This window comes from Bifidobacterium catenulatum DSM 16992 = JCM 1194 = LMG 11043, from assembly GCF_001025195.1.
In the GTDB taxonomy this organism is placed as follows: domain Bacteria; phylum Actinomycetota; class Actinomycetes; order Actinomycetales; family Bifidobacteriaceae; genus Bifidobacterium; species Bifidobacterium catenulatum.
On sequence record NZ_AP012325.1, the window covers coordinates 295,373 to 306,611 of the forward strand.

At 58.0% G+C, this 11,239-nt stretch carries 10 protein-coding genes and 1 tRNA gene; 9 read left to right on the top strand and 2 right to left on the bottom strand.

The genetic code is table 11. From position 1 onward, the window contains the following. Nucleotides 1-60: 60 nt before the first annotated feature. The 5 genes from BBCT_RS01155 (at nucleotide 61) to rplA (ending at nucleotide 2,597) form a co-directional block, all read left to right on the top strand. Nucleotides 61-136 (top strand) — tRNA-Trp (locus tag BBCT_RS01155). A gap of 33 nt (nucleotides 137-169) precedes the next feature. Then, complete coding sequence (secE, locus tag BBCT_RS01160) at nucleotides 170-397, top strand: preprotein translocase subunit SecE (protein ID WP_003836126.1); 228 nt, start codon at nucleotides 170-172, stop codon at nucleotides 395-397. 24 nt (nucleotides 398-421) lie between these two features. Next, nucleotides 422-1,231, top strand: a complete 810-nt coding sequence (gene nusG, locus BBCT_RS01165; protein ID WP_003836125.1) for a transcription termination/antitermination protein NusG — start codon at nucleotides 422-424, stop codon at nucleotides 1,229-1,231. Nucleotides 1,232-1,458: 227 nt separating this feature from the next. Then, nucleotides 1,459-1,890 (top strand): 50S ribosomal protein L11, encoded by a 432-nt coding sequence (gene rplK, locus BBCT_RS01170; RefSeq protein WP_022245020.1) that lies wholly within the window; start codon nucleotides 1,459-1,461, stop codon nucleotides 1,888-1,890. A gap of 14 nt (nucleotides 1,891-1,904) precedes the next feature. Continuing rightward, nucleotides 1,905-2,597 (top strand): 50S ribosomal protein L1, encoded by a 693-nt coding sequence (gene rplA, locus BBCT_RS01175; RefSeq protein WP_003836121.1) that lies wholly within the window; start codon nucleotides 1,905-1,907, stop codon nucleotides 2,595-2,597. A 197-nt stretch (nucleotides 2,598-2,794) separates the two neighbouring features. On the opposite strand, the gene BBCT_RS01180 is transcribed toward rplA, so the two are convergent. Further along, nucleotides 2,795-3,574 carry a PucR family transcriptional regulator gene (locus BBCT_RS01180; RefSeq protein WP_003836120.1) on the bottom strand — a complete coding sequence of 260 codons (780 nt, stop codon included), beginning with the start codon at nucleotides 3,572-3,574 and terminating at the stop codon, nucleotides 2,795-2,797. An 85-nt stretch (nucleotides 3,575-3,659) separates the two neighbouring features. Here BBCT_RS01180 and BBCT_RS01185 point away from each other — a divergent pair, with 85 nt between their 5' ends. Then, nucleotides 3,660-5,759 carry a DUF6020 family protein gene (locus tag BBCT_RS01185; RefSeq protein WP_003836118.1) on the top strand — a complete coding sequence of 700 codons (2,100 nt, stop codon included), beginning with the start codon at nucleotides 3,660-3,662 and terminating at the stop codon, nucleotides 5,757-5,759. 61 nt (nucleotides 5,760-5,820) lie between these two features. Beyond that, nucleotides 5,821-6,750 carry a biotin--[acetyl-CoA-carboxylase] ligase gene (locus BBCT_RS01190; RefSeq protein ID WP_003836117.1) on the top strand — a complete coding sequence of 310 codons (930 nt, stop codon included), beginning with the start codon at nucleotides 5,821-5,823 and terminating at the stop codon, nucleotides 6,748-6,750. Between the two features lie 25 nt (nucleotides 6,751-6,775). Here BBCT_RS01190 and BBCT_RS01195 read toward each other — a convergent pair whose 3' ends face one another. Then, the gene (locus BBCT_RS01195) at nucleotides 6,776-7,357 is read right to left on the bottom strand and encodes a biotin transporter BioY (RefSeq protein ID WP_033512602.1); all 582 of its coding nucleotides are present in this window, start codon (nucleotides 7,355-7,357) and stop codon (nucleotides 6,776-6,778) included. A 241-nt stretch (nucleotides 7,358-7,598) separates the two neighbouring features. Here BBCT_RS01195 and BBCT_RS01200 point away from each other — a divergent pair, with 241 nt between their 5' ends. Together BBCT_RS01200 and BBCT_RS01205 are read left to right on the top strand one after the other, a co-directional pair. Further along, nucleotides 7,599-9,494 (top strand): ATP-binding protein, encoded by a 1,896-nt coding sequence (locus tag BBCT_RS01200; RefSeq protein ID WP_003836110.1) that lies wholly within the window; start codon nucleotides 7,599-7,601, stop codon nucleotides 9,492-9,494. Next, nucleotides 9,494-11,176 (top strand): acyl-CoA carboxylase subunit beta, encoded by a 1,683-nt coding sequence (locus BBCT_RS01205; RefSeq protein ID WP_003836109.1) that lies wholly within the window; start codon nucleotides 9,494-9,496, stop codon nucleotides 11,174-11,176. The genes BBCT_RS01200 and BBCT_RS01205 overlap by 1 nt, the downstream gene beginning before the upstream one ends. Nucleotides 11,177-11,239 lie beyond the last annotated feature (63 nt).

Genomic DNA, 11,239 nt, shown 5'->3' on the forward strand with positions numbered 1-11,239 from the left:
TTCTTGCGTGGTTTTTCGCATAAAATCCTCGCCAGCAAGTAGAAACGGCAGAGTACACCTAGGGAAGTGGCGCAATTGGTAGCGCAACGGTCTCCAAAACCGTAGGTTGTGGGTTCGAGTCCCGCCTTCCCTGCCAAGCTTCTTGCAACAAGCTCAGCGGAGGATTATTATGGCGAAGGCAAAAAATAGCGAAAAGGCCGTTAAGCCGAACATCTTCATGCGAATTGGCTTGTTCATCAAACAGATTATCGACGAACTCCGCAAGGTCGTGACCCCGACCAGCAAAGAGCTGTTCTTCTGGGCGCTCGCCGTGTTCATTTTCGTGCTGTTCCTGATGGCACTGGTCACCGGCATGGACTACGGTCTGGGCAAGCTGACCCTGTGGATCTTCGGCTGATCAACAACTTGAAGGTGAAACTGCATGACTGACGAAGTGTTTTCTGACAACCTCGACGAGGCTCCTGAAGCTGATCTCGAGGCCGCGGCCGCCGTTGAGGCGCTGCCGGCCGAAGGCGAAAGCGTTCAGGAAACCGCCGATGAGACTGTTGAGGCAGAGCCGACTGCCGAAGTCGTTTCCGACGAGTCCGAAGAGGGCAAGGAAGATGACGAGCAGGATGCCGGCGCCAAGGCCGTCGAAGACTTCTCCAACAGCCTGCGCACCCTCGAGGGTAAATGGTATGTGCTGCACACCTACTCCGGCTATGAGAAGCGTGTGAAGACCAACGTTGAATCCCGTGTGGCGAGCTTCGGCATGGAAGACAAGATCTTCCAGATTGAAGTGCCGATGGAAGAGGTCGAAAAGCACACTGAAAAGGGCAAGAAGGTCATCACCCGCGTGCGTGTACCCGGCTACGTGCTGATTCGCATGCTTCCGGATGAGAACGCCCGTCGTATCGTTCGTGAAACCGAAGGCGTCACCGGCTTTGTTGGTCCGACCAAGGATCCGGCACCGCTGAGCCGCAAGGAAGTCGTTTCCATGATGGCTCCGATGATTGCCTCCGAAGCGCTCAAGAAGGCTGGCGACAAGCCGGCCGCCAACAAGAAGCGCGTCCTCGAAGTCTCCTACGCCGTTGGCGATCAGGTCACCGTCACCGACGGTCCGTTCACCACCATGGCAGCTGTCGTCTCCGACGTTGAGCCCACCACACAGAAACTCACCGTGCTCGTGTCCATCTTCGGTCGCGACACACCAGTGGAGTTGGGCTTCAATCAGGTAGAAAAGCTAGCCTGAAATTTAAAATAGTAAGGATTTTGAAAGACCCCGCGCATTGCGGGGTCTTTTTTTGTCTGGGGGAGTGGGCACAATGAGAAAGCTTGTGTCTGGAGGGTTTGGCGTGCCTGAACGAGGGTGCGGAATCCGCTAGCACAGCACAGCAATATACGTTGCGGAAGGAACCGGACGCGGGAGACCTACTCCGGTGCCGCTACCACCGCTTCTACAGAAAGAAGAACCATACAATGGCTCCTAAGAAGAAAGTCTCGGCGCTTCTCAAGCTCCAGATTCAGGCTGGCAAGGCCAACCCGGCCCCGCCGCTGGGCCCGGCACTGGGTTCCCATGGCGTGAACATCATGGACTTCTGCAAGCAGTACAACGCTGCCACGCAGGACAAGATGGGCCAGGTCATCCCTGTTGAGATCACCGTTTTCGAAGATCGTTCCTTCACCTTCATTCTGAAGACCCCGCCGGCGGCAGCTCTGCTGAAGAAGGCCGCGGGCATCCAGAAGGGTACCGAAAACCCGCTGACCCACAAGGTCGGCTCCGTCACCAAGGCTCAGGTCCGTGAGATCGCCGAAATCAAGATGGCTGATCTGTCCGCACGCGACGTCGAAGCCGGCATGAAGATCATCGAGGGCACCGCCCGCTCGATGGGTATCACGGTTACCGACTGAGAGGAGAGGGACAAATGGTAAAGCGTTCCAAGAAGTACCGCGAAGCTTCTGAGAAGATCGATCGTAACAATCTTTACACCGCTAACGAAGCCATCGCTCTCGTCAAGAGCATGCCGGAGTACAAGTTCGATCAGACCGTTGAGGCCGTGCTGCGCCTGAACGTGGATCCGCGCAAGGCCGACCAGCTGGTCCGCGGTTCCGTCAACCTGCCGAACGGCACCGGTAAGACCGCCAAGGTTCTCGTGTTCGCTCGTGGCCCGAAGGCCACCGAGGCTCTCGAGGCTGGCGCCGACATCGTCGGTGACGACGATCTCGTGCAGAAGGTCGCCGACGGCTTCCTTGACTTCGATTCCGTGGTGGCTACCCCGGACATGATGGGCAAGGTCGGCCGCCTCGGCCGTGTGCTCGGTCCGCGTGGCCTCATGCCGAACCCGAAGACCGGCACCGTGACCATGGACGTCGCCAAGGCCATCAAGGACATCAAGGGTGGCAAGGTCGACTTCCGCGTTGACAAGAACGGCAACCTGAGCTTCCTCATCGGCAAGCTCTCCTTCACCGAGCAGGCTCTCGACGAGAACTTCAAGGCTGTTGCCGACGAAATCAAGCGTCTGAAGCCGTCCACCGTGAAGGGCCGCTACGTCACCAAGGCGACCATCACCTCCACGATGAACCCGGGCGTCCCGGTTGATCCGGCGGTCATCGCCTGAGCAGTATAGCTTGCAAATAGCTTCTATATGGCTTGCAAAAGACCCGCATCCCGCCCCAACGCGAGATGCGGGTCTTTTCGTATATATCTTGCGATTATCTATCTCATTTAATAAATAATGATCCTGCAATTGTCTGAATATCAAAGAATCTCAATGAAACCAGATATCAGATAGATATTAAAAACAGAAAAGTGGTTTCAACGATCGCGCATACGGCCAATTGCAAGCGCGGTCGTCAACACGTATGCGTCGCGCGGATCGGTCGCATCCCAACCGGTCGTTTCCGCGGCACGCTTCAAACGATAACGCACCGTATTCGGATGCACGTTCAAATCCTTCGCGGTGTTCTCCAACGAACTGCCGTTCCTCAAAAACGTGGAAACCGTCACAAATGTCGGATCGTCGGGATTATCGCCATGAAGCACCCGATACACGTTCTGATACAGCTCCTCACGAGCGTAGTCATCGCCCAAAAGCGCCCTCTCAGGCAGTAATTCGTCGGCACGCAACGGGCGGGACGGCGAGGCCAAAGCGGGAGCGGCCTGCAGTGAGAACAAGGTTTCACGCAACACATGCGAGGCGCCGACGACACCGGAACGTACCGGGCTCAAATACACCGGCTCATCCTCGCTGAACGCGGGCATGACAGATGTGCACGTCACCTCGGCTGTGGCGGCTCCCATCTGGCAGACCAACACCAGCAGAAAACTGCCGTATGTGCCGACGATCGCGTGCTCTCCACCCAAATCATGCACCGCATTGCGCGCGACAAGCGAAGCCGAGGCAGGACTCACCTTCGGTGTGCCGCCAATCGCGAAGCAATCGAAATTTCCGCGCCATCCGAGCACGTTCATCAACGAGGCGACGCGATCATCCGTAAGATTTGTCATCAGGCATTCGAAAGCGAGCCGTTCGATGGTCGAATCGTCGGTGTGCCCTGCCAGAAGGTCGAGAATGTCTGTCTGATCGGAGTTCATAAGCGTCAAGTGTAGCCGTCTATCCAACGAATCGCTGAACGGGCGGCGGCAACAAGGGGAGGCTCATTCGGGGAGTGCCGCTATTATGCCGCTTATGAGCGAAGTCAAGAAAACCGGAAAGCGTGGCGGAAAGGTCGGCACGTTCCTCAGCTGGACGCTGGCCGTGCTGGCATGCCTGTGGGTGGCATGGTGTTGTGCCATCGGACCGTTGTATTGGTTCGGTGGCGGACTTTCCGACTTCGGCTGGCTGAACGTGCTGTATTTGGCGGTCGCTTTCGCAATATGTTTTTCGATTGTCGTCGCGCTGGTCAGATTCGGACATGGCCGTCGCGTGCTTCCGCGATATTTCGTACGTCGGTATGAAAGACTATGCGACGAGATCGCGGGAACGCCAACCACTGTGCTCGGCATTATGTTGCGACACCTGCATGACGCTGCGCACAGTCGTCCGGGGCGTGCCCTTCATGCGATGATCGTATGGCTTGGGCGCAAACTGACTCGTTGCACCGATTGCTGGTGGAAACTCATGCTGGTGTTCGTGATCGGCTGGCTGTGGGTGCCGACCACGCTATTGGCTGCATTCGGCGCCGACATACGTTCGCAAATCCGCGAATTCAGCTGGGCGTTGAACCAGTGGATGGGCCTGAAGCAACCGTATATCGGTTTCTTCTCGTTCGTGCCCATGGATATCTACCCGACCGCGCATTACATGTGGCCGGATAATCCCACGTACCTGACCGACCAGCATAACGTTGTGCTTACCGTGTTCTACGGCGCGGTGGCGGCGGTTTCCCGCTATTTCACCGACTCCAACGATGCGGGCATTGTGGTGCTTGCCGCATTGCAATGGCTGTTCGCCGCATTCTGCTGTTCGGCGACCGCCAACCGATTCTTCAACCTGCCGTGGCGCAGGCTCGGCGTCGGCACATTCGACTTCTCGCATCCGGAACGCCACGATTGCTGGAATATGCGCGATTACACGCATCCCGAAGCGGGCGTCGTGGCACGTCCTTCCAGACTGCGGGCTGGTGCGAAAACCCGATTCGTGATACTTCTGTTCTTCATGGTGTGCCCCCTTGCAGTGTTCGCCACGATTTCCCTGACGAAATCGCCGCTGTTCGCTTTCGCATTCGTATGGTGGTTCGGCGTGTGGTACGAACTGCATATGACGCACATCAAAGCGTTGCCCACCATCAACAGCAAGCCGACTCGTTTGCGCAAACGCTCGATCATGGCGCTCATCATCTCAAGCTGCGTGATGCTCATCAGCGCGAAATACGCATGGTACATCATTCTCTTCACCCTGATCCTGGCGCTCATCAACGATCGAAAACGTTGGAAAACCTATCTTGTGGCACTGCTGCTGCCGACCATCCTCATTCATGGCGGCATCGTATTCCTCACCAACACGGGTGCCATCATCGGTGGCGACCCAATCGAAAGCCGGGGCATCCAACTGCAACAGATCGCGCGCGTCGCCAAATACAATCCAAAAGGCATTCCGGCAGACGCGGCGGAAAAGCTCGAACCCATCTTCAACCTCGACCAAATGGCCGAAGCATACTCCTGGCAGGACGCCGACCCGGTGAAATCCTCCGGCATCCAATCAAAAAAAGTCAGCTACAAGTGGCGTACCGTCACCGAAGACGACATGAAGAACTTCAACGAGGCATGGCTTGAAATCGTCGTCGCGAATCCCGTGATCGCACTCGACGCGTTTTTCGCGGAGTGTTTCGGCTATTTCAACGTGACTGACCTGCCGTACGTGTCGATGGACTACTACGTGAACAACGATTACGTGCAGAGCGGCAATGTGTGGATACACCTGTACAACCACGATTGGCGCGATGCGGTGGCTGGTTTCGCCAAAGGATGGGGCAATATTCCCGTGGTCGGCTGGGTGACGCACGGCAATCTGTACGTAACGCTGATGCTGCTGGTCGGCGCTGCCGAAGTGGTGCTGCGACGGTGGCGTTCGCTGTCGTGGCATTTGCCCTTGTTGCTGCTCATGGGCGTGATGATCACCGCTCCGGCCAACAATTTCGAACGGCATATGCTGCCGGTCGCGTTCGTGTTCGGTTTCGTATGCCTGCAATTCTGGCGCGAGTCGCGTAATGCGCGGCTGGCGGCCAATGCGAACGTGGTCAGCGAGCATGAGGCCAGCCAAGTGCGGCAGGACGAATAGCGGCTGCGTGGTTGTTGTGCTGGCCGTTACGTTGCATCGAACATACCGTAGTAGATAGGTAATGATGGCGATTTTGGATTCGGCAATGATTATGCCGCGTACTTGTGTTGCGGCGGATCAGGTGCTGCTGCTCGACACCGTGGGATCCACGAATACGTATGCCGCGAATTTGGTGCGCGAGGGAGTGCTGTTCGGTGCGAATGGTGCGGATGGCGTGAACAGCGCGGATGGCGTGAATGCAGGGAAGTCTGCGTGGAGCGGGCATGAAATCGTGGTCATTGCGGCGAATGAGCAGACAGCAGGCCGCGGGCGTCTCGACCATACGTGGACGAGCGTTCCGGGGGAGTCGTTCATCGTGTCGCTGGTGGTAAGCGTGCCCGTTTCGATTATGCGCGATTTATCCGTCAGCGGTTGGCTGCAAATGATCGCCGGTTACGAGATGCGTGAGGCGATTGTTGGCGCGGTACGCGATTGCGGCGGCGATTTTGACGGGAAGATTGGAACCATTGCGCTGAAATGGCCGAACGATATTTTCGTGGAGGGACGGAAACTCGGCGGCATTCTCGCCGAAATGGTGCCGATTACGGGTTGTGGGGATCGCGTCGCCATTGTGATCGGCGTCGGTTTGAATCTTGCCGTCGCGCAGGAACGATTGCCGATAGACATGGCCACGTCATTGCAGTTGATTGCGCATGATCTGCCGGATGCTGCCGTTATGCGCGATGCAATCGCCGCACGTTGGGTGCAAGGATTGCGCTCGCGGTTGGCTGATTTCGAGGAAGATCCCCATCGTGAGGCCGTGCGTGCCAGAGAGGTCATGATTCCGATCTGTTGGACGCTTGGCAAATCTTGCGAAGCGCATTTCGTGGATGGAACCATCCTGCGGGGCAAGGCTAACGCTTTAAACGACGACGCCTCCCTGACTATTGAGGATCAGGAAGGCGTGTTGCATCGGGTGAGCACGGCCGATGTGGGCGTGCTCGGCAAGTGAGGAAAACGTTCGTAACGCGTTCCACTCACTTCAGCTTGGCAAGACCTGCGACCACAGCGGAAGCGACAACGGCCTTGACCGCGTCGCCGGCAATGAATCCCATGGAAGCCACCGCGACGATCGGCAGCGCAACGCCGGTAATGGCGGACTGCACGATGAAGCCAAGCAGATAGTCAAGCACAATGCAGCCGGCGACGCAGGCGAACAGATAACGTGCGGCGGTCAGCGCACCGTGCTTCAGCGAATCGGTGCGGGCTTCGCCCTTGAGCAGCGAGGTGACGACGGCTGCCGGCAGGAAGCCGATCAGGAAGCCGGCGCTCGGGCCGACCAATGCCATGGTGGAAGCGCCGCCTGCGAACACCGGCAGACCGACCGCGCCTGCCGCCAGATACATGAGCATTGCGGCGCCGGCCTGCTTCCACGGCAGCATCAGCGCGGCCAGCATCACCACAAACGTCTGCAAGGTGATCGGCACGGGCGTGCCTGGAATCGGCACGGCGCCGGCCGCGGAAGCTGCCCACATGAGTACGGCGAACAGCGTGGGCTTGAGTACGGAGCCGAGAGTGCCGCTGGTAGCGGTTTTCAGTGTGGTTTTGAGCGTCAGCATTGCGTTACGCACGATAATTCTCCTTGAATCTGCTTGCATTACTGTTGATGAATCGACGATTGTTGACGGCCGAAATGACGGCAATCGCAAAAGTGACGAAAATGCATGGTTTGTCAACTTATGCCCCCAATCGTAGGTTGGCTAAGTTTCGGTAACGTTTGTGGAGCCTTACAAAAAGATCGCGTGTCTTTTGTGGGAAACGAGTTCCCGATTTTTCGTTCGTTCGGCCAAACTTGACGTTATGCCTAAAAATGTCAACAAACTTCTGGTGGCGAATCGCGGCGAAATCGCTCTTCGCGTAGTGCGCACCGCGCGTGAGATGGGGATTCCCACGGTTGCGGTGTATGCGGAACAGGATCGTCATGCGCAATATGTGCAGATGGCTGACGACGCATATCTGCTTTCCGGAGATACATACAAAGACACATATCTCAACGAGGATCTGCTGATCGACATTCTGCAGCGCAGCGGTGCCGACGCAGTGCATCCGGGCTATGGATTCCTTTCCGAAGTCGCTTCATTCGCACAGAAAGTGATCGACGCGGGCGCGGCCTGGGTTGGTCCCAATCCGGAAGCCCTCGTGGATTTAGGGGATAAGATCACCGCACGTCGTGTGGCGACGTTTGCGAAAGTTCCGCCGGTTCCCGGTATTTCCCAGTCGATTTCCGACATGCGATTGCTGCTTGATTTCGCACACACGCACGGTTATCCGCTGATGCTCAAGCGTACCGATGGCGGCGGCGGCCGCGGCATCACGCTGGTGCATAATGATGATGAGCTGCGCGGCTTCTACATGAATCATGACGCGCTGCAGGGCGGCGATCTGAACGAATATTTCGTTGAACGATTCATCGACAAAGGGCGTCACGTCGAAACGCAGTGCGGCCGCGATTCGCACGGTAACTTCACCGTGTATTCCACGCGCGACTGCTCCGTGCAGCGCCGCAATCAGAAGCTTGTTGAAGAGGCTCCCGCACCGTTCCTTCCCTCTGATGTGACCGACCAGCTGGAAACCTACTCCCGCCGACTGTTCGAAGCGGTCGATTACGAAGGCCTTGGCACCTGCGAATTCATGGTGACCGAGCAAGGCAAAGTGTACTTCCTGGAAGTCAATCCGCGCCTGCAGGTGGAGCATACCGTCAGCGAGGAGGTTTGCGGACTCGACCTGGTGCGCGAGCAGCTGACCATCGCCAACGGTGAGGAATTGACCGTGAACCATCCGCTTCGTGGGCACAGTTTCGAACTGCGTCTGACCTGCGAGGATCCGGCAAAGAACCTTGCGCCAAGCTCCGGCACGCTGACTTCGCTGCGTTGGCCGTCCGGACCGGGTATCCGCGTGGATTCCGGCGTCGTCGAAGGCGACACCATCTCGCCGAAATTCGATTCGATGATGGGCAAACTCGTGGTCACCGCATCCGACCGCGCCGCGGCCGTGGCACGTGTGCGCCGAGCATTGAGCGAACTGAAAGTGGAAGGCGTGCCAACTCCGGCAAGCCTGTTCGAACAGATCTTCAATGACGACGAATTCACCGCCGAACACGGTGCCGCATACGATGTCAGCACCAAATGGCTGGAACGCAAGTATCTCAACAAAGAAGCCGTATCGTCCCAAGGAGGGCAGCCGGCATCCGTGTCTGGCACGACGGGCTCTCTTGACGTCGACAAGAAGGAATCCAGCGAAACCTTCGTCATCGAAGTCAACAATCGCAGAGTGTCGTTGACCGTGCCGAACGACATCGTCGCCAACCTGACGGGCGGTGCCAAAGCACGTGACGCGAAACGCGCCATCCAGCCTCTGCGCGGGCAGGGACTGCATCATGCGCAGAAAAAACAGCAAAGCAACGACGGCCAATCCGGCGTGATCGCAAGTCCGATGCAGGCCGTCGTGACACGCATTAACGTGGCCGAAGGCCAGCAGGTGGCCAAGGGCGACCTGCTCGTCGTACTCGAATCCATGAAGATGGAAAACTATGTGTATGCGCCGGTCAAGGGCGCCGTCACCAAGATTTTCGTGGGGCCCGCGGCGGGCGTGGAAGCCGGCGAAACATTGATGACCATCGATGTGACCGGAGCGAGCGGTAACGGAAAGCAAGCTGACGGAACCGCTGTTGGCGACACTACGGAAGGGGGTAAGTGATGACCGATATCATCGCAAGCCCGGCCGTTAAAGAAGCCGTGAAAATCGTGATGGAACAGCAGGAACGACTCGGCAAAAACGCAGCCGAAGCCGTCTCTGCGGCCGCAACCGCCTCCGCAACCGACGTGCCGGGCGCGTCCCAGCCAATCCGCGCATCCGTACTGCGAGCGGCACAACTCGCGCACGAAGCGGAAGATCATGCACGCAATCGCCAGCACGTTAAAGGCAAGCTGACGGCACGCGAACGTCTCGACCTGCTGCTCGATACCGGTTCTTTTGAGGAAATCGGACGATTCTGCGGCGGCGACATCAACGGTGGTCGTGCGGGAGCGGCGGTCATCACAGGTTTCGGCGAAGTGTTCGGGCGCAAAGTCGCCGTCTATGCGCAGGATTTCTCCGTGCGTGGCGGCACTTTGGGAGTCGCGGAAGGCCGCAAGATCTGCCGGTTGATGGACAAGGCGCTCGATCTGAAAGTGCCGATCATCGCGCTCATCGATTCGGGTGGCGCCCGCATTCAGGAAGGCGTGGCCGCGCTGACGCAATACGGGCATCTGTTCCGCAAAACCTGCGATGCCAGCGGTTTCGTGCCGCAGCTTTCGCTGATTCTCGGCCCTTGCGCGGGCGGAGCCGTGTACTGCCCGGCACTGACCGACCTGATCATCATGACCCGCGAGAACTCCAACATGTTCGTCACCGGCCCTGACGTGGTCAAAGCGGCCACCGGCGAAGTGATTAGCATGGACGATCTCGGTGGCGGCTATGTGCACAACGCCACCTCCGGCGTAGCGCACTATTTGGGCGAAGACGAAGCTGACGCGATCGACTACGCGCGAACCGTGCTCGCCTACCTGCCGTCCAACTCCGACCTGCAGCCTCCCACCTACGCGTACGCCGCAACCCGCTCCGATCGTGACGTAGCCAAACGACTCGCCACCATCGTGCCCGACAACGACCGCCAGCCATACGACGTGCTCGACGTGATCCGCTGCATCGTGGACTACGGCGAATTCGTACAAGTGCACGAGCTGTTTGCAAGCTCCGCAGTGGTGGGATTCGCCTGCGTGAACGGGCATCCGGTCGGCATTGTGGCAAACCAGCCGAACGTCAACGCGGGCATCCTCGACGTGGATTCCTCCGAAAAAGTGGCACGATTCGTGCGTCTGTGCGACGCGTTCAACCTGCCGGTCGTCACCTTGGTGGACACCCCCGGGTACAAGCCTGGCGCCGAACAGGAACATGCGGGCATCATCCGCCGCGGTGCGAAAGTGATCTACGCCTACGCCAACGCGCAAGTGCCGCTGGTCACCGTAATCCTGCGAAAAGCCTTCGGCGGTGCCTACATCGTGATGGGATCCAAAGCCATTGGGGCCGACCTCAACTACGCTTGGCCATCCAGCCAAATCGCAGTGCTCGGCGCAGCCGGAGCGGTGAACATCATCCACCGCAAAGACCTGCAGAAAGCCAAAGACGCAGGCAAAGACGTCGAAGCGCTCCGGGCTAAATACGTGGCCGACTACGAACGCACCACCGTCAACGCGAATCTTTCGCTGGAAATGGGTGAAATCGACGCCATGATCGACCCCGAGCAAACGCGCGAAACCATCATCGAATCGCTCAAACTGCTCTCCAGCAAGAAGCGTGTGCGCAAAACCACCAAACACCATGGCAACCAGCCGTTGTGACGGGTGCAAAGTGCGCGGATGAATCGTAAGCAAACGTAAACGCAAGAATCAATCGCAAGAACA

What these genes read in the sequence shown, in the direction of transcription:
- secE (WP_003836126.1), top strand. Translation starts at nt 170, where the DNA reads ATGGCGAAGGCAAAAAATAGCGAAAAGGCCGTTAAGCCGAACATCTTC.
- BBCT_RS01205 (WP_003836109.1), top strand. Translation starts at nt 9,494, where the DNA reads ATGACCGATATCATCGCAAGCCCGGCCGTTAAAGAAGCCGTGAAAATC.
- BBCT_RS01180 (WP_003836120.1), bottom strand. Translation starts at nt 3,574, where the DNA reads ATGAACTCCGATCAGACAGACATTCTCGACCTTCTGGCAGGGCACACC.
- BBCT_RS01195 (WP_033512602.1), bottom strand. Translation starts at nt 7,357, where the DNA reads ATGCTGACGCTCAAAACCACACTGAAAACCGCTACCAGCGGCACTCTC.
- BBCT_RS01185 (WP_003836118.1), top strand. Translation starts at nt 3,660, where the DNA reads ATGCCGCTTATGAGCGAAGTCAAGAAAACCGGAAAGCGTGGCGGAAAG.
- BBCT_RS01190 (WP_003836117.1), top strand. Translation starts at nt 5,821, where the DNA reads ATGATGGCGATTTTGGATTCGGCAATGATTATGCCGCGTACTTGTGTT.
- rplA (WP_003836121.1), top strand. Translation starts at nt 1,905, where the DNA reads ATGGTAAAGCGTTCCAAGAAGTACCGCGAAGCTTCTGAGAAGATCGAT.
- nusG (WP_003836125.1), top strand. Translation starts at nt 422, where the DNA reads ATGACTGACGAAGTGTTTTCTGACAACCTCGACGAGGCTCCTGAAGCT.
- rplK (WP_022245020.1), top strand. Translation starts at nt 1,459, where the DNA reads ATGGCTCCTAAGAAGAAAGTCTCGGCGCTTCTCAAGCTCCAGATTCAG.
- BBCT_RS01200 (WP_003836110.1), top strand. Translation starts at nt 7,599, where the DNA reads ATGCCTAAAAATGTCAACAAACTTCTGGTGGCGAATCGCGGCGAAATC.